Origin of the sequence: Micromonospora sp. D75 (assembly GCF_018070405.1) — a bacterium.
Classification (GTDB): Bacteria; Actinomycetota; Actinomycetes; order Mycobacteriales; family Micromonosporaceae; genus Micromonospora; species Micromonospora chalcea.
Genome location: NZ_JAGPXV010000018.1, coordinates 1 through 22,613 on the forward strand (window position 1 = coordinate 1; position 22,613 = coordinate 22,613).

Genomic DNA, 22,613 nt, shown 5'->3' on the forward strand with positions numbered 1-22,613 from the left:
GGCGGGCGCGTCGGTACGCCCGCCGAGCACCCCGTCGAGCCAGGCGAGCTGCTCGTCGCCGAGCCGGCCGCCGGTGCTGCCCGGGGTGAGCGAGTCGAGCACCACGAGCGTCGCGTCCGGCAGGTCGACGTGGTAGTGCGCCGAGAAGCCGCCGGCCAGGTAGGGGGTGCCGCCGAACGTGTCGAGCAGCGACTCGCGGTCGTCGTGGTTGCCGGTGGCCAGGTGCACCGGTAGCGGGAACGCGCCGACGATCTCGCGCAGGGCGAGGTATTCGTCCGGCCGGCCGTTGGCGGTCAGGTCGCCGGTGATCACCACGCAGTCGGGCCGGGGACGCAGCGCGAGCACCGTGCCGAGCGCCCGGTGCAGCCCGGACGCCGGGTCGGCCGCGAGCGGGCCGGTGGTCACGTGCGGGTCGCTGAGCTGGGCGATGAGCATCGGCCGCCTCCTCGGGGTGCCCGGGCCCTCACGCTATCGCCGCGCGCCCTCTCCGCGCAGGCCCGATCCCGCCCACAGGCTGCGTCCACAGCCTGTGGATAGCACATGTGTACGAAGGTCGGTGACGGTCGCGCTGAGTACGCTTGATCGCGACCTACCCCCTCCGAGCAGGAACGACGTGGATCACGAGCGAGTACTCCGCGACGTCACGGTGCGCCTCCCCACGGCGTCCACCGTCCCGGAGGCGTGCCAGTGGACGGTCGCCGCGCTCGCCCGGCACACCCCGGCGACCGCCGCCGTCCTGCTCCGGGTCCACGACCGTCTGCGCTGCGTCGCCGCCACCGGCGCGTGGCAGGTCTTCTCGCACGTCCCGGCGACCGCCGACGCGCCCGCCCGCCACCGACCCGAACCCTCGGTGGTGCGGCGGGTGTACGCCTCCGGGGTGACCGCCGTCGTGCCCGACGTGAGCGCCGACCCCGACTACCTGCCGGTCCGGCCGGACGTCACCGCCGAACTCTGCGTTCCGGTACGTGACCCGGACGGCCGGCCCATCGGCGTGCTCGACCTGCAGTGGTGCGAGTCCGTCCCGCTCGCGGCGTGGCGGGAGACCGCCGAACTGGTGGCCGACCGCCTCGGCGGGCGGATCGCCGCGCTCGGCGGGTCACCGGCCGAGAGCCGCAGCGAGAAGCTGCTCCGGCACGCCGCCGCGTTCACCGCCGCCCCGACCGACTGGGACCTGATGACCGCCGCGCTCGCCGCGGCCCGGGACGTGTCGGCGCTCTCCGCCGCCGTGCTGGTCCTCACCGGGCGGAGCGGCCCACGCCTCGGCGCGCCCACCGACACCCCCGGCGAGTTGGAGGCACGCATCCGCGCCGAGCTGGCCGAGGCCGGCCCGGCCGCGCTGGACCGCATGATCGACCGGGCCCACCGGTACGGCTCGGCGTACACGCTGGGCGAGGCGGGGCACCCGCCCACCGAGGAGTACCTGCCGCTGACCCGGGCGGGCGCGCGCACACTGGTGGCGGTGCCGGTCGGCACGCCGGCTGCCGGCGGCGTGCTGCTGGTCGCCGACGAGCAGCGCCTGCGCCCCGACCCGACCACTGTCAACCTGATCGAACTGCTCGCCGGGCAGGCGTGGACCTGCCTGGACCGGCTGCGTACGCTCGCCCGGCTGCGCGAGCAGGCCAGCTCCGACCCGCTCACCGGGCTACGGCACACCGGCCCGTTCGGGCAGCGGATCGCCACCGCCACGCCGGGGCGTACCGCCCTGCTGGCGATCGACGTGGACGGGTTCAAGGACGTCAACGACACGTACGGCCACCAGGCCGGCGACCGGCTGCTGGTGGGGCTGGCCCGGGCACTGGAGGGCGCGCTGCGCCAGGGCGACGAGCTGTACCGGACCGGCGGGGACGAGTTCGTGGCGGTGATCGAGGTGAGCCGCCCGGAGGAGGCGGTCCGGATCGCCGAGCGGCTCACCGAGGCGGCCCGCCGTACCGGCCGGACGATCAGCGTCGGCATCGCGCTGCCGCGGCCCGGCGAGTCCCCCGAACGCACCCTGCACCGAGCCGACCAGGCCCTCTACGCGGTCAAGCGCCACGGCCGAGACGGAGTCCACCTCTCCGCCGCCTGACCCACCTTGTCCCCCGCGATCCCGCGATCTTGCACTTGCGGCCCGAAGCACGGGGCATTTACCCCTTATGCCAAGGCGCGAAGTGCAAGATCGACGGGGCTAGGCGGTGAGTTCCCTGGCGAGGAGTTCGGCGATCTGGGCCGTGTTCAGGGCGGCGCCCTTGCGGAGGTTGTCGCCGGTCACGAAAAGGTCGAGGGCTCTCGGGTCGTCGACCGCGCGGCGGATGCGGCCCACCCAGGACGGGTCGGTGCCGACCGCGTCGATCGGCATCGGGAACTCCCCGGACGCCGGGTCGTCGACCAGGATCACGCCCGGCGCGTTGCGCAGCACCTCGCGGGCTTCCTCGGCGTCCACCTCGGTGGCGAAGACCGCGTGCACGGCGACCGAGTGACCGGTCACCACCGGCACCCGTACGCAGGTGGCGGAGACCTTGAGATCGGGCAGCCCGAGGATCTTGCGGGACTCGTTGCGGAGCTTCAACTCCTCCGACGACCAGCCGTCGTCTGCGAGCGAGCCCGCCCACGGTACGACGTTGAGCGCCAGCGGCGCCGGGAACGGACCCAGCTCGTCGCCGACGGCCTGGCGCACGTCACCGGCGCGGGAGCCGAGCGCCCGGTCCCCGGCGATCTTGCCGAGCTGCAGGTGCAGCGCGTCCACGCCGGCCTGCCCGGCCCCGGACACCGCCTGGTACGACGCGAGCACCAGCTCGCGCAGGCCGTACGCGCGGTGCAGTGGGGCGATCGCCACGATCATGGCCAGCGTGGTGCAGTTGGCGTTGGCGATGATGCCCCGGGGCCGGTTGCGCACCTGGTCGGGGTTGATCTCGGGGACGACGAGCGGCACCTCGCGGTCCATCCGGAACGCGCCGGAGTTGTCCACCACCACCGCGCCACGCGCGACGGCGACCGGGGCCCACTGCGCCGACACGTCGTCCGGCACGTCGAACATGGCCACGTCGACGCCGTCGAGAGCGTCCGCGGTGAGGGCCTGGACGGTCAGCTCCTCGCCCCGGCACTGCACGCGCCGGCCGGCCGACCGCTCGGAGGCGAGCAGCCGGATCTCGCCCCACACGTTGCGCCGGGAGGAGAGGATCTGGCACATCACCGTACCGACGGCACCTGTCGCCCCGACCACGGCGAGGGTGGGCAGCGACGCCACGGCGCGTTACCGCCCGGTGCCGGCGTAGACGACGGCTTCGGTGTCACCACCCAGCTCGAAGGCGTCGTGGATGGCGCGGACCGCCTTGTCCAGGTCGGTGTCGCGGCAGACCACGGAGACCCGGATCTCCGAGGTGGAGATCATCTCGATGTTGACGCCGGCCGCGCCGAGGGCGGCGAAGAAGCCGGCGGCCACGCCCGGGTGCGAGCGCATGCCGGCGCCGATCAGGCTGACCTTGCCGACGTGGTCGTCGTAGAGCAGGCCCTTGAACTTGACCGTCTCCTGGATCTTGCTGAGCGCGGTCATCGCGGTCGGGCCGTCCGCCTTGGGCAGCGTGAACGAGATGTCGGTGCGGCCGGTGCCCTCGGTGGACACGTTCTGCACGATCATGTCGATGTTGATCTCCGCGCCGGCGACCGTGTCGAAGATGCGCGCGGCAGCGCCCGGCTCGTCGGGCACGCCGACGATCGTGATCTTCGCTTCGCTGCGGTCGTGGGCGACCCCGGTGATCAGTGCCTGTTCCACAGGAAGGTCCTCCATCGATCCGGTGACCATCGTGCCGGTGTTGGTCGAGTATGACGAACGGACGTGGATCGGCAAGCCCGCGCGCCGCGCGTACTCGACGCTGCGCAGATGCAGCACCTTCGCGCCGCAGGCGGCCAGCTCCAGCATCTCCTCGTAGGTGATCCGGGTGATGTGCCGGGCGTTCGGCACGATCCGCGGGTCAGCGGTGAAGATGCCGTCCACGTCGGTGTAGATCTCGCAGACGTCCGCCTCCAGCGCGGCGGCGAGCGCCACTGCGGTGGTGTCCGAGCCGCCCCGCCCGAGTGTGGTGACGTCCTTGGTGTCCTGCGAGACGCCCTGGAAGCCGGCGACGATGACCACCGCGCCCTCGTCCAGCGCGCCCTTGAGCCGCCCCGGGGTCACGTCGATGATCCGGGCCCGGCCGTGCACCGATGTGGTGATCACGCCCGCCTGGGAACCGGTGAACGAGCGGGCCTCGTACCCCAGGTTGTGGATGGCCATGGCGAGCAGCGCCATGGAGATCCGCTCCCCGGCGGTGAGCAGCATGTCCAGCTCGCGGCCGGGCGGCAGCGGGCTGACCTGGTTGGCGAGGTCGAGCAGCTCGTCGGTGGTGTCGCCCATGGCGGACACCACCACGACCACGTCGTCGCCGGCCTTGCGCGCGGCCACGATGCGCTCGGCCACCCGCTTGATCCGCTCGGCGTTGGCGACGGAGGACCCGCCGTACTTCTGCACCACGAGTGCCACGACGGTGCACTCCCTCCCAGCGACGACCCTGAGCGTGCCGACGCCGCCGGGTCTCTCGGTCCGGCGGCGCGTGTCAGACCGCCTCAGCCTATCGGGCGGCCCGCGACGCCGGGTCGGGTGATCCCACCATCCGGCCCCGGCGTGGGGCGGCTCACCAGCCCGGGAGTACGCGACACGCCAAGCGGTACAGCCGTACGGTGGGCTGTCCGCGGCCGCCCGGACGACGCAGAATGAGCCGGTGCACGCTCATCGACGCGCGGCCCGCCGGGCGACCGGCGCGCTCGCGCTCATCCTGCCGACGCTGCTGGCCGCCTGTGTGAACGACCGGCCCGAGACGGCGCCCACCGGCTCCGCCGACCCGGTGCCGGTGCAGGTGGACGCCGCCCGCGACGAGCTGGCCGGGCTGGCCGCCGCCGCGCAGGACCGGCACCACACCGCCGCGTACTCCTTCACCCCGGCCGAAGGCGCTCCCCGCACGGTGGCGGTGACCAGCGCCAACGACGGCAGCTGGCGGGTCGACGTGCCCGGCTGGGGGCGGGACGGGACGGTGGACGTCTCGCTCGCCGCCACCTCCGACGGGCTGTTCCAGTGCGCGCTGCCCTCGGCCGGCTGGACGCAGGCGGCCAGCTGTGTCCGGCTCGGCGACGCCGACGACGCGGTGCCCCGCCGGCTCGACCCCCGCGTGCAGCACCCGTTCACCGACTGGCTGGAGGTGCTGACCGACAGGCGCGCGCCGCTCGCTGTCTCCCCCGCCGCGCCGCTGCCCGGCGTCACCGGCCGGTGCTACTCGGTCGACACGACCTCCGCCTCGCTGAACGCGCCGTTGGACGTGGGCATCTACTGCTTCCGGGAGGACGGCACACCGGCGGCGGTCCGGGCCGGCTTCGGCACGCTGACGCTGACCGGCGAGCCCGGCGCCGCGCCGGGCACCGTCGAACTGGCCGGCGCGGTGACCGACGGCGAGCCGGTGAGCCGGGACGCCCCGAGCCCGGGAGCGCCGTGACGCGTTTCGCTCAGCCGCCACGCGCGGCGCGGAGCAACGCGGCACCGACCTCGGTGTTGCGGTAGAGCACGTGCCGCCCGGCGCGGGACCGGGTGACGAGACCGGCGGCGTGCAGCGCGGAGAGGTGCTGGGACACGTTCCCGGCGGACAGCCCGGTGAGCCGGGCGAGGTCCGTGGTGGTCGTCGCCGCGTCGAGCAGGTTCAGCAGGGCGGCCCGACCGCCGCCGACCACCCGGGCGAGCGCGTCGCCGGCCGGTTCAGGTCCGCGTTCCCACAGCGTCCCGACCGCCCGAACCGGGTACGCCGCGGCCGGCAACGAGTCCTCCAGCAGGTTCCACAGCACCCGCTGGCGGCTGAACACGCTCGGGTTCAACGCCAGCCCTCGCCCCCGCAGGTCGAAGTCCCGCTCGAACGGGTCGTCGCTGACCACCCGGTCGCCGAGCCACCGCAGGCCGGGGTGGAGCCGCTCGAACAGATTCCCCGTCCCGCCCTCGGCGAGCTGGGCCGCCCGGTACGCGACGTCGGCGTCGAGCACCGCTCGCATCCGCGGCCAGTCCGCGGCGATCGCCTCGTCGTACCAGACCCGCATCGCCTCGACGAGCGGCGGCAACAGCTCGGTCGGGTCGGCGAGCAACGCCCGCCCGAACGGGCGTAGTGGTCCGCTCGGCGTGGTCGCCAGCAGGTCCCGGACCACCACGTGGGGTGGCGTCGCGGCGATCTGGTCGAGCTGGCCGTCCATCTCCACCCCGGGGCGGGCCGCCGGGGTGAGGAAGTCGGGCAGCCAGCGGCGCGGCAGGGTGAGGTGCACCAGCGGAGCGACGCGCTCGGCCACCTCCGGGCGGCGCAGCGTCGCCCGGGCCCGGTCGATCCACTGCAGGTGCACCGGATAGCGGGCCGGATCGGCGAGCGCCCACATGCTCATGACCGTCTCGTTGGCCGGCGACATACCGAACCGCACGCCCGCGACGTCGGCCAGCGTGAACCGCAACTCGGACATGCGCACCCCCCGATTCGACTCAGCCTAAAAGGCTCGACCGGCGCGTGGGGGGCACGATCTGCTCATCGGTCATGGGGGCCAGAGAGAGCATCCGCACGGCCGTCCGCGACGTCGTACCACCGGCCGGGCTGACCCGCGCCCTGGCCGTGCAGGCGATGGTCTACGCCGTCGGCACCGGACTGTTCCAGGCGGGCAGCGCCGTGTTCTTCACCCGGGCGCTCGGGCTGAGTCCGGCCCAGGTGGGTCTCGGCCTCTCCCTCGCCGCCGGCGCGTCACTGCTCGGCACCGTGCCGCTGGGCGGGCTCACCGACCGGTACGGGCCGCAGCGGGTGTGGATCGTCTGCCTGTTGCTGGACGCGGCGCTGTTCGCGGCGTACCCGTTCGTCGGCGGCTTCGCCGGGTTCCTCGCGGTGGTGATCGCGCTGGCCGTGACGGGCGCGGCGACCGGCGTGGCCCGCCAGGTCTACTCGATCAACGTGCTGCGCCCGGAGGAACGGGTCACCGCCATGGCCTACCAGCGCTCCTCGCTGAACGTCGGCTTCGGGATCGGCGCGCTGATCAGCGGCCTGGTGCTGGCCGTCGACACGATCTGGGCGTACCGCCTGATGGTCTGGTTCATCGCCGTGGTCTTCCTGGTGACCGCCGGTTTCGTCCGCCGGCTGCCCCGGCTGCCGGAGGTGACCCGCACGGCCGAGCCGATGAGCCGGCTGGCGGTGCTGCGGGACCGGCCGTTCATGACCGTCGCGCTGCTCTCCGGGCTGCTCACCGCGCACCAGACGCTCTACCTGACGGTGATGCCGCTGTGGATCCTCACCCACACCGACGCGCCGAAGACGATCATCGCCGGGCTGGTGCTGCTCAACACCATGCTGATCGTGCTGTTCCAGGTACGCGCCAGCCGGGGCGCGGACGACGCGCCGGGCGCGGCCCGGGCGTCCCGTCGGGGCGCGGGTTTGATCGCCCTGTTCTGCCTGGTCCTGCCGATTTCCGGCGCGACCCGGGGAGCGCTCACCGTGGTCGCGCTGGTGGCCGCCGCGACACTGCTCATCCTGGCGGAGCTGATCGAGTCGGCGGGCGCCTGGGGACTCACCGCCACGCTGCCACCCGCCGCCCAGCGCGGCGCGTACGTCGGCGCGTTCGGGCTCGGCTCCCAGTTGCAGTTCCTGATCGCTCCGGCCGGGCTGACCGCGCTCGGCGTGAGCACCGGCGGCTGGGGCTGGTACCCGGCCGCGGCGATCTTCATCCTCGTCGGACTGGCGATCGTGCCCGCGGTGACCCGGGCGGAACGGACACCTCGGCTACCGGACGTGGCGAAGCCCTCCGGCTCCGTGACTCTGGTCCCATAGTCCGGACCAGCCTTCCCACCGCACGTCCCACCACGTAGGGTGACCTTGTCATGTGGCGCGCGTACCTTCTCCTTGGCTGCCGCGACGAGGCCTGACCGGCCGGCACCTCGTCGCGGAGTCGCTACGCGCCGTCCAGCACATCCGATCTTCTTCTCGGCACCGCCGCGCACCGTCGCCCGGCATTTCGCCGACACCTTTCCGATCTGCTGACGCCACATGTTCCAGGGAGCACTCCGAGATGGCTCAACCTGTCACCGCCACCGATCCGTTCGCCAGCCAGCGCCCCAGCCGGATGCCGGTCCACCGCTACGTCCCGTACGACAGGGAGTTCGGCGTCGACCTGCCGGACCGCTCCTGGCCCACCCGCCGCGTCGAGGCCGCGCCCCGCTGGTGCGCAGTCGACCTCCGCGACGGCAACCAGGCGCTGATCGACCCGATGTCGCCCGAGCGTAAGCGCCGGATGTTCCAGCTCCTGGTGCAGATGGGCTACAAGGAGATCGAGGTCGGCTTCCCGTCGGCGAGCCAGACCGACTACGACTTCGTACGGCAGCTGATCGAGCAGGACCTGATCCCGGAGGACGTCACCATCCAGGTGCTGACCCAGTGCCGGGAGCACCTGATCGAGCGGACCTTCGAGTCGCTGCGCGGCGCCCGCCGGGCCATCGTGCACTTCTACAACTCCACCTCGACGCTGCAGCGCCGGGTGGTCTTCGGCTTGGACCGCGACGGCATCACCGACATCGCCACCCAGGGCGCGCGGCTGTGCCAGAAGTACGCGGAGATCCACACCCCCGACACCGACATCCACTACGAGTACTCGCCGGAGTCGTACACGGGCACCGAGCTGGAGTACGCGCTGGAGGTCTGCTCGGCGGTGATCGACGTGATCGACCCGACGCCGGACCGGAAGCTGATCATCAACCTGCCGGCCACGGTCGAGATGGCGATGCCGAACGTCTACGCCGACTCGATCGAGTGGATGCACCGGCGTCTGCCCCGGCGGGACAGCCTGGTGCTGAGCCTGCACCCGCACAACGACCGGGGCACCGGCGTGGCCGCCGCCGAGCTGGGCCTGCTGGCCGGCGCGGACCGGATCGAGGGCTGCCTGTTCGGCAACGGTGAGCGCACCGGCAACGTCGACCTGGTGACGCTGGGCCTGAACATGTTCTCCCAGGGCATCGACCCGATGATCGACTTCTCGAACATCGACGAGATCAAGCGCGCCGTCGAGTACTGCAACCAGCTGCCGGTGCACGAGCGCCACCCGTACGCGGGCGACCTGGTCTACACCGCGTTCTCCGGCTCCCACCAGGACGCGATCAACAAGGGCTTCGCCGCGCTGAACGCCGACGCGGCGGCGGCCGGGGTGCCGGTGGACGACTTCACCTGGGCGGTGCCCTACCTGCCGATCGACCCGAAGGACCTGGGCCGCACCTACGAGGCGGTCATCCGGGTCAACTCGCAGTCCGGCAAGGGCGGCGTCGCGTACATCATGAAGACCGAGCACCAGCTCGACCTGCCGCGCCGCCTCCAGATCGAGTTCTCCGGCGTGGTGCAGCAGGTCACCGACCACGACGGCGGCGAGGTCGAGCCGGGCGCGATGTGGGAGATCTTCGCCCGCAACTACCTGGTCGACCACCAGGTCGACCCGGCCGTGAAGCTGGCCGAGTACACGATCGGCACCGTCGACGGCAAGGTCGAGATCGACGCCCGCGTCGGCTTCGGCGGGGAGACCCGCGCGCTGACCTCCGTCGGCAACGGCCCGATCGACGCGTACGTCAACGCGCTGCAGTCCCTGGGCGTGGCGGTACGGGTGCTCGACTACCACGAGCACGCGCTGTCCTCCGGTGGGGACGCGCAGGCCGCCGCGTACGTGGAGTGCGAGGTGGACGGCCGTACGGTGTGGGGCGTCGGGGTGGACGCGAACATCGTGACCGCCTCGATCAAGGCGGTCACGAGCGCGGTGAACCGCACCCGCGCCTGAGGTGTAAGGAAGGGCCCCTTCTTAACGCATTCTGCATAGGAGGGGGCCCTTCTTAACGCTTCCGCCCGGGGCGGTGGATCAGCACGGCGGCTAGCACCGCGCCGGCGAGCAGCAGCCCCGCGCACCACGCCAACGCCCCCCGGTACGCGCCTGCCAGCGCGCCCTTCTGCTCGTACCCGGTGCCGGACAGCCCGACCAGCAGCGGCAGCGCGGCCACCGCGAGCAGACCGCCGGCCCGGGACGCGGCGTTGTTGAAGCCGCTCGCCACCCCGGCGAACCGGTCCGAGACCGCGCCGAGCACCGACGTGGTCAGCGGCGCGACCACGAGCGTGAGCCCGGCGCCGAACAGCGCCACGCCCGGCAGCACGTCCACCCAGTACGACGCACCAGGCCCGACCCGGCGCAGCAGCAGCAGACCCACGGCGGCGATCACCGGGCCGACGGTGAGCGGCAGCCGGGGTCCGATGCGGGCCGACAGCGCGCCCGCGCGCGGCGAGCCGACCAGCAGCAGCACCGTCATCGGCACGGTGGCCAGGCCGGTGAGCAGCGCCGACCAGCCGACCACGTTCTGCAGGTAGACGGCGAGGAAGAAGGTGAACCCGCCGAGCGCGGCGTACACCACGACGGTGAAGACGTTCAGCACGGAGAACAGCCGGCTGGAGAACAGCCCGGTGGGCAGCATCGCGGTGTCGCCACGCCGCCGCTCGACCAGCACGAACACCACCACGGCGACCACCCCGAGCACCGCCGCGACCAGCACCGCCGGGGAGGCGCCGCGCGCCGGGGCGTCGATCAGCGCGTACGTGACTCCGCCGAGCGCGAGCGCGCCGAGCAGCGCACCGGCCACGTCGAACCGCCGCCCCTTTCCGGTACGAGACGCCGCCTCGTCGCGGCTCTCCGGCACCCAGCGCAGCGCGGCGAACACCACGCCCACGGCCAACGGCAGGTTGACGAAGAAGATCCACCGCCAGGAGAGCGTGTCGATGAGCCAGCCGCCGAGCAGCGGGCCGAGCGCTGTGGACACGCCGGACAGTCCGGACCAGGTGCCGATGGCCCGGCCTCTGTCGTCCGGGTGGAAGCTGGCCTGGAGCACCGACAGCGACCCGGGGGTGAGCAGCGCCCCGCCGGCGCCCTGGAGGAACCGGGCGGCGATGAGCCAGCCGGTGTCCTGGGCGAGCCCGCAGAGCACCGACGCCACCGCGAACCAGACCACGCCGAGCAGGAAGATGCGCCGCCGCCCGAACCGGTCCCCGAGCGCGCCGCCGAGCAGCACGAACGCGGCAAGCATGAGCAGGTAGCCGTTCACGGTCCACTGCAGACCGGCGACGGTGGCGTCCAGCTCCGCGCCGAGGCGCGGCAGCGCGACGTTGACGACAGTGCTGTCGAGGAACACCATGCCGGAGGCGAGGATCGCGGCGAGCAGCGTGCCGCGTCCGGCGGCGGAGCCGGTACGCAGCGCGGGAGCGGGTGCGGGTGCGGTCACGTCTCACCACTCTGCCCGCCGCCCATCCTCGACGCCACGAATCGCAGAAACCGCCGCCGGGTACTGTGCGGACTCGCCCGGAGCACGCAAGCTGGAGAGGTGTCGTCTGTGCGTACGAGATCAGGAGCCCGAGCCGGGCTGGCGGCCGCGCTGAGCGCGGTGCTCGCCCTCGGCGTGGCCGGCTGCGAGGTGTCGGTCACCGAGCCGGAGGCGCCGCCGAGCGCCGCCGGGAACGTCAACAAGCAGCTCGGTGAGCTGACAGTGGCCACCGCCGGGTCGATGAAGGGCTACAGCCGTTCCCGCTTCCCGCACTGGCGGGGCACCGGCAAGAACTGCGACGTACGCGACAGCGTGCTGCAGCGCGACGGCGAGGACATCAAGCTGTCCGGCTGCAACGTGGTGGGTGGCCGGTGGGAGAGCGTCTACGACGGGGTGGTGCTGACCGATCCGTCGGGCGTGGACATCGACCACACGGTGCCGCTGGCCGCCGCGTGGCGGTCGGGCGCGGACGAGTGGGACGACTCGAAGCGCGGCGACTTCGCCAACGACCTGACCCGGCCGCAGCTCATCGCGGTTTCGGCGCGGTCCAACCGGGCAAAGGGTGACCAGGATCCGTCCCAGTGGAAGCCGCCGAACCGGTCGTCCTGGTGTCAGTACGCGGCGGACTGGGTGACGGTCAAGCACTACTGGCGGCTGACTGTGACAAGTGCCGAGAAGGCCGCTCTCACCGACATGCTGGAGGGCTGCACATGGGCGAGCAAACCGTGACCGGGCCGGACGCCACACCGGCCCCGGCGGGCACGCCGGAGACAGACGCCGCACCCGCCGGTCCGGCCTCGGCCGGGATGACGGCGGACGGCCGGCAGCCGGAGTCGGCGGACGTCGCCGGGGCGGGCATGACCGCCGACGCGGTGCCGGGGGCGCCGGCCGGGGGCGCGCCGGCCGGACCGGCGGACCGGACCACCGACATCGTCCCCGGTCCGGGCGGGGTCATGACCGACGAGGTGGGCGTGGTGACCGGCGAGCTGACGCTGCGCACCGAGCACGCCGACGGCCGGGTGACGCTGCGGGTGCAGTACAAGGACGCCGACGAGTGGTACGCGGTCACCGGCGGTTCCGCGCCGCTGGCCGACCCGGCGGCGCTGGACGCCGTGCACACGATCGCGGTGGGGCTGCTCAACCGCCCCGAGGGCTGACCGACAGACAAAAGGCGCGTCCCCACCCGGCCCGGTGGGGACACGCCTTTGTCGGATCAGACGTACGAGCCGGGCTCGCTGGGCGCGGAGACCACGCCCGGCTCCTCACCCTCGCCCTCCGGCCGGGTGATCTTCGCGGTCACCTCGTGCGGGTGTAGCTCACCGGCGGCGATCTGCTCGGCCCAGTGGCAGGCCACCCGGCTGGCGCCGATCTGGCGCAGCTCCGGCCGCTCGTCGGCGCAGCGGGTCGGCTGCGCCCACGGGCAGCGGGTGTGGAACCGGCAACCCGACGGCGGGTTGGCCGGCGACGGCAGGTCCCCGGCGAGCAGGATGCGCTCGCGCCGGTCCTCCACGTCCGGGTCCGGCACCGGCACCGCCGACATCAGCGCCCGGGTGTACGGGTGCAGCGGCTCGGTGTAGAGCCGGTCGCTCGGCGCCTCCTCGACCAGCGCGCCCAGGTACATCACGCCGACGATGTCGGAGATGTGCCGCACCACCGCCAGGTCGTGCGCGATGACCAGGTAGGTCAGGCCGAGGCTGTCCTGGAGTTCGTCCAGCAGGTTCACCACCTGCGCCTGGATCGACACGTCGAGCGCGGAGACCGGCTCGTCGGCGACGATCAGCTCCGGGCCGAGGACGAGCGCGCGGGCGATGCCGATGCGCTGGCGCTGGCCGCCGGAGAACTCGTGCGGGTAGCGGGACAGCGCCCACTTGGGCAGTCCCACCGCGTCCAGCGTCTCACCGATGATCCGCCGCCGGTCGTTGCGGTCGGTGCCGATGCCGTGGGTCTGGAGGCCCTCGGTGAGGATCGACTCGACGTTCTGCCGGGGGTCCAGGCTGGACATCGGGTCCTGGAAGATCATCTGCATCCGGCGGCGCATCGTCCGCAGCTTGCCGGCCGGCAGCGTGGTCAGCTCGACGCCGTCGAACTGCACCTCGCCGGCGGTCGGCGGGGTGAGCTGCAGCAGCGCCCGGCCGAGCGTGGACTTGCCGCAGCCCGACTCGCCCACCAGCCCGTACGTCTTGCCGCGCGGGATGCTCAGGTCGACCCCGTCGACGGCTTTGACGTGCCCGACGGTCCGGTCGAAGAGCACGCCCCGCCGGATCGGGAAGTGCACCTTCAGGTCGCGGACCTCGACGAGGATGTCGTTGTCGCTCATGGGGTCTCCTCCTCGCGCGGTGCCGGTCCGAAACCGGGCGCCGCGGGCGGGTCGGCCGGCTCGGCCTGGGCCGGCACCGTACCCGGCTCGGCGGTCGTCGGCGCGGTGGCCCGGACCTCCGCCTCCGGGGTCAGGCCGGGGATCGGCACCGGGTTGACGCAGCGGTAGCTGCGCGCGTCGTGGGTGAGCACCAGTTCCGGCGGCTCGCCCACGCACTCGTCGACACGGCGGGCGCAGCGCGGGGCGAACGCGCAGCCGTCCGGCCAGGGCAGCACGTCGCGCACCGAGCCGGGGATGGGGTTGAGCCGTTCGCCACGGCCGGCGTCCAGGCGGGGCACCGAAGCGAGCAACCCCTCGGTGTACGGGTGCCGGGGCTGGCGGAAGAGCGGACGGCGGGTGGCCGTCTCCACCACCCGGCCGGCGTAGAGCACGTTGATGGTGTCGCACATGCCGGCCACCACGCCGAGGTCGTGGGTGATCATCACCAGCGCGGTGCCGGAGTCGCGGACCAGGTCCTTCAGCAACTCCAGGATCTGCGCCTGGATGGTGACGTCGAGCGCGGTGGTCGGCTCGTCGGCGATCAACAGCCGGGGCTGGCAGGCGACCGCCATGGCGATCAGCGCCCGCTGCCGCATGCCGCCGGAGAGCTGGTGCGGGTACTCCTTGAGCCGGCGGCGCGGGTCCGGGATGCCCACCCGGTCGAGCAGCTCGGCGGCCTCCTTGGCGGCCGCCTCGCCCTTCATCCCCCGGTGGCGGGTCAGCACCTCGGTCACCTGCAGCCCGATCGGGATGACCGGGTTCAGCGAGGAGAGCGGGTCCTGGAAGATCATCGCCACGTCCCGGCCGCGGATGTCGCGGCGGGACCGGTCGTCGAGCTGGAGCAGGTCGGTGCCGTCGAAGACCGCCTTGCCGCCGACCCGCAGGCCCGGCTGCTTGGGCAGCAGCCCCATGATCGCCAGCGACGTGACGCTCTTGCCGCAGCCGGACTCGCCGACCAGGCCGACCACCTCGCCGGCGTCGACCGAGAAGGACACCCCGTCCACCGCGCGCACGGTGCGCTGCCCACGCCGGGCGAACGTGACGGAGAGGTCGTCCACTTCGAGCAGTGCCATGAGAGACCTACTTCCGCAGCTTCGGGTCGAGGGCCTCGCGCATCGCCTCGCCGAGCAGGGTGAAACCGAGCGCGGTGATGATGATGCCGAGCGCCGGGTAGATCGCCAGGCCCGGCCGGATGCCCAGGTACGGCTGCGCGTCGGCGAGCATGACGCCCCACTCCGGGATGGCCGAGTCGGGGTTGCCGAGGCCGAGGAAGGAGAGCGCGGCGGCCTCGATGATCGCGGTCGCCAGCGTCAGCGTGGCCTGGACGATGACCGGGGCGATCGAGTTCGGCACCACGTGGGTGAGGGCGATCTTCGACCGCTTCACGCCGAGCGCCGTCGCCGCCAGCACGTAGTCGCTGTTGGACTGCGCGATCATCGAGCCGCGCAGCAGCCGGGCGAAGATCGGCACGGACACCACACCGACGGCGATCATCACGGTGGTGAGGCTGGCGCCGAGCAGCGCCGCGATGCTCACCGCGAGCAGCAGGCTCGGCATGGCCAGCAGCATGTCGATGAAGCGCATCAGGGTGCTGTCGATCCAGCGGCCCCAGCGTCCGCCCAGCCCGGCCGCCGCGCCGGCGACGCCGCCGATCAGCGCGCCGACCGCGAGACCGATCAGGGTGGAGACCACGCCGACGAGCAGCGTCTGCCGGGCCCCGACGACCAGCCGGCTGAACTCGTCCCGGCCCTGGTGGTCGAAGCCCAGCCAGTGGTCGGCGGAGGCGCCCGGGATGACGCCCTGGCCGGATTTGACCAGCCCTTCCCGGATGCCGATCGAGTCCGTCGGGCTGTACGGGACGAAGAACGGCCCGATCACCGCGACCAGGACGAAGACGGCCAGGATGACGACGCCGATGATGGCCGCCGGGTTGCGCCGCAGGCGGCGGAACGCCTCCTTCCAGAGGCTCACCCCCTGCTCGTCCTCGCGGGCGGACAGTTCGGCGAGCCGGTCGATCTTCTCGCGCTTCTTGCCTCCGGTGATGGTCATCGCACCCTCACCCTCGGGTCGATCACGCTGTAGGAGAGGTCGACCAGGAGATTCACCAGCACGTACACCACCGCAATGATCATGATGAAGCCCATCAGCACCGGATAGTCGCGCTGGCTGATCGACTCGGCGACGAACGCGCCGATGCCGCTGAAGGCGAACACGGTCTCGGTGAGCACCGCGCCGGAGAGCAGGAGACCGGTCTGCAGACCGATCGAGGTGGCCACCGGCAGCATCGCGTTACGCAGCACGTGCCGGCGACGGACGGTCCGCTCGGTCAGGCCCTTGGCCTCGGCGGTCCGGACGAAGTCCTCGTTGAGCACCTCCAGGACGCTGGCCCGGGTGATCCGGACGATGATCGCGAGCGGGATGCTCGCCAGCGCGATGCCCGGCAGCACGAGGTGCCAGAGCGCGTCGGCGGCGGCGTCCCACTCGCGGGTCATGATCCCGTCGAGGACGAAGAAGTTGGTGACCCGGGTCGCCCCGATGGTCGGGTCCTGCCGGCCACTGGAGGGGAACCAGCCCAGGTTCTCGGCGAAGATCGCCTTGAGCACGTACGCCAGGAAGAAGACCGGGATGCAGATGCCGATGAGCGATCCGCCGACCGAGGCGTGGTCGAGGAACCGGCCGCGGCGGCGGGCGGCGAGGTAGCCGAGCGGGATCCCGATGCCGACCGCGAGGATCATGGCCATGACGGTCAGCTCGACGGTGCCGGGGAACCGCTCCAGGAACTCCGTGGTGACGGCCCGCTTCGTGCCGGTCGACGTGCCCAGGTCGAGCCGGATCATCCGCCGCAGGAAACGGGCGTACTGAACCAGGATCGGCTCGTCGAGACCGAGGTTGCGCCGGATCGCGGCGCGCGACTCGGGCGTGCCCCGTTCACCGAGGATCGCGGTCTCGGGACCGCCGGGAAGTCGGCGGAGCCAGATGAACAGCAAAACGGAGAGCCCGAACAGCGTGGGTATCAGCTGTAGCAGGCGTCTGACGATGAACCGGAACACGGGCGCCTCGGAGGGTGTGCGGAGGGGTGCGGGCGGGCGCTGTGGTCACAGCGCCCGCCCGCGTACGGTGCGTTCAGATCACTTGAACTCTGCGCTCGAGTACCGCTCGTCGGTGAGCGGGCTCGCCTTGACCCCGGTCACGTCCTTGCCGAACACGATCGCCGGCGGGGAGTGCGAGATCGGCACACCCGGCAGGAAGTCCATGATCGTCTTGTTCAGCGCCTTGTACTTCTCCGTCCGGGCCGCCACGTCGGCGGTGGTGTCGGCGTCCTTGAACTGCGCGAAGAGCGCGGGGTTGTTGAAGCCCCACTCGTCCTTCTGGCGGTCGAAGAAGGTGCCGATGAAGTTGTACGCGTCGCCGTAGTCACCGGTCCAGCCGAGGAAGTGCAGGTCGTGCTTGTTGCCGGAGGTGGTGGCGTTCAGGTAGTCCGGGCTCCACTTGAGCGGGATGGCCTGGACGTTGATGCCGACCGCCTTGAGGTCCGCCGAGAGCAGCTCGAAGATGTCCTTCGGGTTCGGCATGTACGGCCGGGTGACCTCGGTCGGGTAGTGGAACCGCAGCGTCAGGTTCGACGCGCCCGCCTCGGCCAGCAGAGCCTTGGCCTTGGCCGGGTCGTAGTCGTACTTGGTGACGTCGCCGTTCCAGCCCTCGACGGTGTCGGGGAAGAAGTTCATCGCGACCTTGGCGCCCGGGGGGAGCTTCGAGTCGACCAGGGCCTGCCGGTTCAGCGCGTGCGCGATGGCCTGCCGGACCTTCAGGTCGGCCAGCTTCGGGTTCCCCTTCTGGTTGATCGCCAGGTAGAGGATGTTGAAGGCGGGCCGGGTGAGGACGTTGAAGCCCTCCTTCTTCAGCGGCTCCACGTCCGCCGGGCCGACCAGGTCGTAGCCCTGGATGTCACCCGAGCGGAGCGCCTGCTTGCGGGCGTTCTCGTCCGAGATCGTCTTGAAGATGATGGTCTTCAGCTTGGCCTTTTCGCCGTGGTAGTCGTCGTTGCGCTCGATGGTGAGCGTCTTGTTCGCGATGTCCCACGCCTTGAACTTGAACGGGCCGGTGCCGGTCGGGTGCTCCATCGCGTACGCCGGGTACTTGATGTCCTCGGCGGTGCCGGTCACGTTGCTGGCGTCGTACTGCTCCATCGCCTTGGGGCTCTGCATCGAGAACGACGGCAGCATCAGCGCGGCCGGGATCTTGCTGGAGACCCGGGTGAACGTGAGGTCCACAGTGGTGGCGTCCTTGGCGGTGCAGGACTTGAAGAGGCTCGGCCCCAGCTCCGGGTCCTCGTTCTTGGCGAACCCGCCCATGACGTCCTGCCAGTACGCGGTCACGTCCGGGCTCTGCATGAGGCCCTTGGCGTTGTACCAGCGGTCGAAGTTGGCGCAGACGGCCTCGGCGTTGAAGTCGGTGCCGTCGTGGAACTTCACGCCCGAGCGGAGCTTGAAGGTCCAGGTGGTGCCCGCCGCGTCCGGCGTCCAGGACTCCGCGAGGCCCGGCGTCACCTTGGTGCCGCCCTCCTCCGGACGGACCAGCGTCTCGAAGACCTGGCGCGCCACGCGCAGCGACTCACCGTCGCTGGCGAAGCTGGGGTCGAGCACCTTCGGGTCTCCGGCGACGCCGAAGACGAGGGTGTCCTTCTTGCTATTTCCTCCGGAGCCGCTCTCACGGTCGCTCTCGGCGCAGCCTGCAACCGCGAGGGCCGCGACCGCGACGGCCGCGATTGCGACCTTCGGCCTGGATGCACGCATGGTGCTTCACCTCGTCCTTGGGGGTACGGACAACGTGGTGACAGGGTCACCGATGTGCGCAGACCTTAGCCCTCGGGTGGACGGCGCGGAAACGGGCGGGGGGCGGGTTGGTATCGAATCGTGTCTGTTCTGGATCGAGGCATTCGATTCGAAGGAGAACACTGCCTAGCGCCGAATTTTCGTCGGTTTGAAGGCCGAATTTATTACGTCGATCCGGTCCCGGACGCACGTTCGTGTCAGATCGGCGCGCGCCGGGTTCCAGCGCGCGAACGCGTCCGGCGGGCACCCCGCAGGGCACCCGCCGGAAGCGACGCGGCACAACTCAGACGGCTCGGCGCCCCTCGAACGCGCGGCCCAGCGTGATCTCGTCGGCGTACTCCAGATCGCCGCCGACCGGCAACCCACTCGCCAGCCGGGTCACCGCGATCCCCATCGGCTTGACCATCAGCGCCAGATAGGTGGCGGTCGCCTCGCCCTCGGTGTTCGGGTCGGTGGCCAGGATCAGCTCACGTACCGAACCACTGCCGAGGCGCGTCATCAGCTCACGGATCCGCAGGTTGTCCGGACCGATGCCCTCCAGCGGATTGATCGCGCCACCGAGCACGTGGTAGCGCCCGCGGAACTCGCCGGTCCGCTCGATCGCCACCACGTCCTTGGGCTCCTCGACCACGCAGAGCACCTCGTCGGTACGCCGGGGATCGCGGCAGATCCGGCATTGCTCCGACTCGGCCACGTTGTAGCAGGTCGTGCAGAACCGGACCAGGTCCTTGACCTTGCGCAGCGCGCCGGCCAGCCGGTTCACGTCGGCCGGATCCGCCGACAGCACATGGAACGCGATCCGCTGGGCGCTCTTCGGGCCCACGCCCGGCAGCCGGCCCAGCTCGTCGATCAGATCCTGGATGGCACCCTCGTACATCTGCCGGCTCAGAACCCGGGCAGGCCGAGGCCGCCCATGCCGCCCGCGACCGGGCCCATCTTCTTCTCGGTCAGCTCGCGGGCCGCCTCGGCGGCGTTGTGCACGGCCGCGACCACCAGGTCCTCGAGCGTCTCGACGTCCTCCGGGTCGACCGCCTTCGGGTCGATCTTGATCGCCTTCAGCTCACCGGTGCCGGCGACTGTGGCGGTGACCAGGCCACCGCCGGCGGTGCCGGTCAGCTCCGCCTCGGCCAGCTCGGCCTGGGCCTTGGCGATCTGCTGCTGCATCTTCTGCGCCTGCTTCAGCATCTGCTGCATGTTCGGCTGTCCACCTGGGCGCACGGACCGCTCCTTCTTCCACTCGTCTGCTCGGCCGCGCCCAGCCTAGTCGGGCCGCGGCGCAGCTCCTTCTCGGTCGGCGCGCGCTCAGCGCGCGTCCACCTCGTCGATCTTCTCGGCCCCGAACGTCTCACGCAGCAGCTGAACCGCCTGCTCCTCGCTCGACTGCCGGGCCGTCCGCTCGTCGATCACGTCGTCGCGCGGCTCGTCGCCCGGGTCGAACCCCTCGTAGGCCGGCGCCGCGGCGGGCGCCCGCCCACCCCGCACCGGGCCGTCGAAGTCCGGGTCGTAGGGCGGCTCGCCCGCCCACTCGGCGTCGGCCGTCTTCCGCGCCGGCTGCGCCGCGCGCGACCCCTTGCCGGGACCACCGCCCGCAGCAGCCGCCGCCGCTGCGGCACGCGCCGCCGCGATCGCGCTGTTCTTCGGCCCGCCGCCCGCCGGCCTCGCCCCACCGGCCGGCGCCGTCGGGGGTGCGGCAGGCTTGGGTACGGCGACAGGGGCGGTAGCGGTCGCCGTGCCCCCGCCCGGACGTGCCGCCGCCGGCCAGTCCTCCGCGTCGCCGGCGCTCGCGGCCGAGGCGGCAGCGGTCGCCGCGCCACCGGGCCGCACCGGCTCCGGCCAGTCGTCCTCGTCGGCCTGCCCGGCCGCTCCCTGACTGCCGAGGGTTCGGTTGCCTGTGGCACCGGTCGAGCCGGACACCGGCTGTCCCGGGGCGTCGCCGAGACCGGCGGATGCCGGACGACCGGCAGCACCGGAGTCAGGACGGCCCGGTCCGGCGTCCGTCGAGCCAGGACGGCTCGCGTCGGGTGTGGTCGAGTGGGAGAAGTCGCCCGAGCTGCCGGAATCGGAGCGCGCCTGAGCATTGGCCGCCACTCCGGGGGCCGGGCGACCGGGTGAGGTGTCGGACGCCGGGCGGCCCGGGACGCTGTCGGACGGTGCGCGGTCGGGCGTGCTGTCGGTCTGCGCTCGTGCCGCGCCGGACGGGCGGGACGGGCCGCCGAGCGATGCGGCGCCGCGCTCGCCCGCCACCTCGCAGCGGATCTGCCAGCGACCGCCGAACTCCTCGTAGAGCGCGTCGGTCAGCACGGCCGCGTGGTCGGCCATCATCTTCGCCAGCACCGTCGACTTCACGGTCAGCACGAGCGTGTCGCCGTCCAGGTCGCGCACCACCGCGTCCCGCATCAGCGCGGCGATCCGCTTGTTGCTCCGGTTCACCTTGCCTACTACCTCGGGCCAGACCCGGCGCACCGCCACCGCGTCGAGCGCCCCCGGATTCGCCGCGCCGGGGCGGGGCGGCTCGGGCGTGGCCGGGTCGGGCATCACCGCAGACGGCGGCACCGGGCGTCGGGCGGCGGCCTGACCGGAAGTCGTCGGGCCGGCAGTTGACCGCTCGGAGGCCGACGCGGAGAACCCGGCGTCCGTGCCGGGGTGAGTTCCGCCAGCCGCTGCCGCCTCGGTCGTCGACGAGCCGGAATCGGCAGCGGCCGGGCCGGCGTCGGCAGCCGCACCGGCCGGGGCGGGACGGGAGCCGGTAGCCCCGACGGCAGAGCCCGGGCGGGAACCGGGCGCGGCGCTGCGGGAACCGGCAGCGGCGGCTGCGGCGGCACGTGCGGCGGCGGCACCGGTCGGGGCACCGGGAGCCGCCGGCGTGCCGGCGGCTCCCGGGTGGACCGCGGCGGCAGCCGCGCCCGGGGCGGGAGCCGCCGGGCGTACCTCAGGGGTCTGGGTGGGATGCGCGGACGGCGACGGCTCGACGCCGCCCAGCGTCAGCCGGCGTTCCATCCGCTCCAGGCGCTGGAGCAGACCGCCGGACGAGTCGTCCGCGCCGGGCAGCAGCATCCGGGCGCAGATCAGCTCCAGCAGCAGCCGGGGCGCCGTGGTGCCGCGCATCTCGACCAGGCCGTTGTGCACGATGTCCGCGCATCGGGACAGCGTGGCCGGGCCGAGGCGCTGCGCCTGGGCGGCCATCCGCTCGATCTGGTCGGCCGGGCCGTCGATGAGGCCCTTGGCGGCGGCATCCGGCACCTGCTGGAGCACGATCAGGTCGCGGAGGCGTTCCAGCAGGTCGGAGGCGAAGCGGCGCGGGTCGTGGCCGGCCTCGGCGACCCGGTCGACAGTCGCGTACGCGGCGGCGCCGTCACCGGCGGCGAGCGCGTCGCACATCTCGTCGAACAGCGCCGAGTCGGTGACGCCGAGCAGCGCGGCGGCCCGGGCGTAGCCGACACCCTCCGGGCCGGCGCCGGCGATGAGCTGGTCGAGTACGGAGAGGCTGTCCCGGGCGCTACCGCCACCGGCGCGGACCACCAGCGGGAAGACAGCCGGGTCGACAGTGACGCCCTCGGCCTCGCAGAGCTGCTCAAGGTAGGGACGGAGCACCTTCGGCGGGATCAGCCGGAACGGGTAGTGGTGGGTCCGCGACTTGATCGTGCCGAGGACCTTCTCCGGTTCGGTGGTGGCGAAGATGAACTTGACGTACTCCGGGGGCTCCTCGACCAGCTTCAGCAGCGCGTTGAAGCCGGCCGACGAGACCATGTGCGCCTCGTCGATGACGTAGATCTTGAAGCGGCTGCGGGCCGGCGCGAAGAACGCCTTCTCCCGCAGCTCACGGGCGTCGTCGACACCACCGTGGCTGGCCGCGTCGATCTCGATCACGTCGATCGAGCCGGCACCGTCGGTCGCGAGCGAACGGCAGGACTCGCACTGCCCGCACGGCTCGGGCGTGGGGCCCTGCTCACAGTTGAGCGAGCGGGCCAGGATCCGGGCGCTGGAGGTCTTGCCACAGCCCCGGGGGCCGGAGAAGAGGTAAGCGTGGTTCAGCCGGCCGCTGCGCAGCGCCTGCGACAACGGCTCGGTGACGTGATCC

At 72.3% G+C, this 22,613-nt stretch carries 19 protein-coding genes; 6 read left to right on the plus strand and 13 right to left on the minus strand.

The window, feature by feature from the left end; all coding sequences use genetic code 11:
* Positions 1-435 (minus strand): metallophosphoesterase (locus KBX39_RS02400; protein WP_210868992.1); only part of this gene is annotated, 435 nt, incomplete at its 3' end.
* A gap of 178 nt (positions 436-613) precedes the next feature.
* Between KBX39_RS02400 and KBX39_RS02405 the strand changes: the two genes are divergently transcribed.
* The gene (locus KBX39_RS02405) at positions 614-2,065 is read left to right on the plus strand and encodes a diguanylate cyclase (RefSeq protein ID WP_210868994.1); all 1,452 of its coding nucleotides are present in this window, start codon (positions 614-616) and stop codon (positions 2,063-2,065) included.
* Positions 2,066-2,164: 99 nt separating this feature from the next.
* Here KBX39_RS02405 and KBX39_RS02410 read toward each other — a convergent pair whose 3' ends face one another.
* Positions 2,165-3,223, minus strand: coding sequence for an aspartate-semialdehyde dehydrogenase (locus KBX39_RS02410; protein WP_104114933.1), 1,059 nt, complete (start codon positions 3,221-3,223; stop codon positions 2,165-2,167).
* Positions 3,224-3,229: 6 nt separating this feature from the next.
* The gene (locus KBX39_RS02415; protein WP_030502103.1) at positions 3,230-4,495 is read right to left on the minus strand and encodes an aspartate kinase; all 1,266 of its coding nucleotides are present in this window, start codon (positions 4,493-4,495) and stop codon (positions 3,230-3,232) included.
* Between the two features lie 238 nt (positions 4,496-4,733).
* On the opposite strand from KBX39_RS02415, the gene KBX39_RS02420 reads away from it, so the two are divergent.
* Positions 4,734-5,498, plus strand: a complete 765-nt coding sequence (locus KBX39_RS02420) for a hypothetical protein (protein ID WP_051611336.1) — start codon at positions 4,734-4,736, stop codon at positions 5,496-5,498.
* A 10-nt stretch (positions 5,499-5,508) separates the two neighbouring features.
* Here KBX39_RS02420 and KBX39_RS02425 read toward each other — a convergent pair whose 3' ends face one another.
* Entirely contained in the window at positions 5,509-6,495 is a 987-nt protein-coding gene (locus KBX39_RS02425) for a DUF5937 family protein (RefSeq protein ID WP_210868996.1), read from the minus strand.
* A gap of 71 nt (positions 6,496-6,566) precedes the next feature.
* Between KBX39_RS02425 and KBX39_RS02430 the strand changes: the two genes are divergently transcribed.
* Together KBX39_RS02430 and leuA are read left to right on the plus strand one after the other, a co-directional pair.
* On the plus strand, positions 6,567-7,841 hold the full coding sequence (locus KBX39_RS02430; RefSeq protein WP_210868998.1) for an MFS transporter: 1,275 nt from the start codon (positions 6,567-6,569) through the stop codon (positions 7,839-7,841).
* A 238-nt stretch (positions 7,842-8,079) separates the two neighbouring features.
* Positions 8,080-9,825, plus strand: a complete 1,746-nt coding sequence (gene leuA / locus KBX39_RS02435; RefSeq protein WP_113973603.1) for a 2-isopropylmalate synthase — start codon at positions 8,080-8,082, stop codon at positions 9,823-9,825.
* Between the two features lie 52 nt (positions 9,826-9,877).
* On the opposite strand, the gene KBX39_RS02440 is transcribed toward leuA, so the two are convergent.
* Complete coding sequence (locus KBX39_RS02440) at positions 9,878-11,308, minus strand: MFS transporter (RefSeq protein WP_104114936.1); 1,431 nt, start codon at positions 11,306-11,308, stop codon at positions 9,878-9,880.
* A 108-nt stretch (positions 11,309-11,416) separates the two neighbouring features.
* On the opposite strand from KBX39_RS02440, the gene KBX39_RS02445 reads away from it, so the two are divergent.
* Both KBX39_RS02445 and KBX39_RS02450 read left to right on the plus strand, forming a co-directional pair.
* The gene (locus KBX39_RS02445; RefSeq protein WP_069089554.1) at positions 11,417-12,076 is read left to right on the plus strand and encodes an HNH endonuclease family protein; all 660 of its coding nucleotides are present in this window, start codon (positions 11,417-11,419) and stop codon (positions 12,074-12,076) included.
* Entirely contained in the window at positions 12,058-12,504 is a 447-nt protein-coding gene (locus tag KBX39_RS02450) for a hypothetical protein (RefSeq protein WP_069089553.1), read from the plus strand. The genes KBX39_RS02445 and KBX39_RS02450 overlap by 19 nt, the downstream gene beginning before the upstream one ends.
* A 56-nt stretch (positions 12,505-12,560) precedes the next feature.
* Here KBX39_RS02450 and KBX39_RS02455 read toward each other — a convergent pair whose 3' ends face one another.
* The 8 genes from KBX39_RS02455 to KBX39_RS02490 form a co-directional block, all read right to left on the minus strand.
* Positions 12,561-13,664 carry an ABC transporter ATP-binding protein gene (locus KBX39_RS02455; RefSeq protein WP_113973604.1) on the minus strand — a complete coding sequence of 368 codons (1,104 nt, stop codon included), beginning with the start codon at positions 13,662-13,664 and terminating at the stop codon, positions 12,561-12,563.
* Positions 13,661-14,776, minus strand: a complete 1,116-nt coding sequence (locus tag KBX39_RS02460) for an ABC transporter ATP-binding protein (protein ID WP_069089551.1) — start codon at positions 14,774-14,776, stop codon at positions 13,661-13,663. Before KBX39_RS02460 ends, KBX39_RS02455 begins: the two co-directional genes overlap by 4 nt.
* 7 nt (positions 14,777-14,783) lie before the next feature.
* Positions 14,784-15,752, minus strand: coding sequence for an ABC transporter permease (locus KBX39_RS02465; RefSeq protein WP_113973605.1), 969 nt, complete (start codon positions 15,750-15,752; stop codon positions 14,784-14,786).
* On the minus strand, positions 15,749-16,753 hold the full coding sequence (locus KBX39_RS02470) for an ABC transporter permease (RefSeq protein WP_069089549.1): 1,005 nt from the start codon (positions 16,751-16,753) through the stop codon (positions 15,749-15,751). Before KBX39_RS02470 ends, KBX39_RS02465 begins: the two co-directional genes overlap by 4 nt.
* 78 nt (positions 16,754-16,831) lie before the next feature.
* A complete protein-coding gene (locus tag KBX39_RS02475) occupies positions 16,832-18,496 on the minus strand; it encodes an ABC transporter substrate-binding protein (RefSeq protein ID WP_069089883.1) in 1,665 nt (554 codons plus the stop codon).
* Between the two features lie 322 nt (positions 18,497-18,818).
* Positions 18,819-19,412 (minus strand): recombination mediator RecR, encoded by a 594-nt coding sequence (gene recR / locus KBX39_RS02480; RefSeq protein WP_069088852.1) that lies wholly within the window; start codon positions 19,410-19,412, stop codon positions 18,819-18,821.
* Positions 19,413-19,420: 8 nt separating this feature from the next.
* On the minus strand, positions 19,421-19,729 hold the full coding sequence (locus KBX39_RS02485; protein WP_030502117.1) for a YbaB/EbfC family nucleoid-associated protein: 309 nt from the start codon (positions 19,727-19,729) through the stop codon (positions 19,421-19,423).
* Positions 19,730-19,837: 108 nt separating this feature from the next.
* A partial coding sequence (locus KBX39_RS02490; RefSeq protein WP_210869000.1) for a DNA polymerase III subunit gamma and tau occupies positions 19,838-22,613 on the minus strand: 2,776 nt, incomplete at its 5' end.

Excerpts from the sequence above, each read along its gene's own strand:
- KBX39_RS02425 (WP_210868996.1), bottom strand. The coding sequence starts at position 6,495 with ATGTCCGAGTTGCGGTTCACGCTGGCCGACGTCGCGGGCGTGCGGTTC.
- KBX39_RS02430 (WP_210868998.1), top strand. The coding sequence starts at position 6,567 with ATGGGGGCCAGAGAGAGCATCCGCACGGCCGTCCGCGACGTCGTACCA.
- leuA (WP_113973603.1), top strand. The coding sequence starts at position 8,080 with ATGGCTCAACCTGTCACCGCCACCGATCCGTTCGCCAGCCAGCGCCCC.
- KBX39_RS02450 (WP_069089553.1), top strand. The coding sequence starts at position 12,058 with ATGGGCGAGCAAACCGTGACCGGGCCGGACGCCACACCGGCCCCGGCG.
- KBX39_RS02455 (WP_113973604.1), bottom strand. The coding sequence starts at position 13,664 with ATGAGCGACAACGACATCCTCGTCGAGGTCCGCGACCTGAAGGTGCAC.
- KBX39_RS02460 (WP_069089551.1), bottom strand. The coding sequence starts at position 14,776 with ATGGCACTGCTCGAAGTGGACGACCTCTCCGTCACGTTCGCCCGGCGT.
- KBX39_RS02465 (WP_113973605.1), bottom strand. The coding sequence starts at position 15,752 with ATGACCATCACCGGAGGCAAGAAGCGCGAGAAGATCGACCGGCTCGCC.
- KBX39_RS02475 (WP_069089883.1), bottom strand. The coding sequence starts at position 18,496 with ATGCGTGCATCCAGGCCGAAGGTCGCAATCGCGGCCGTCGCGGTCGCG.
- recR (WP_069088852.1), bottom strand. The coding sequence starts at position 19,412 with ATGTACGAGGGTGCCATCCAGGATCTGATCGACGAGCTGGGCCGGCTG.
- KBX39_RS02485 (WP_030502117.1), bottom strand. The coding sequence starts at position 19,729 with ATGCAGCAGATGCTGAAGCAGGCGCAGAAGATGCAGCAGCAGATCGCC.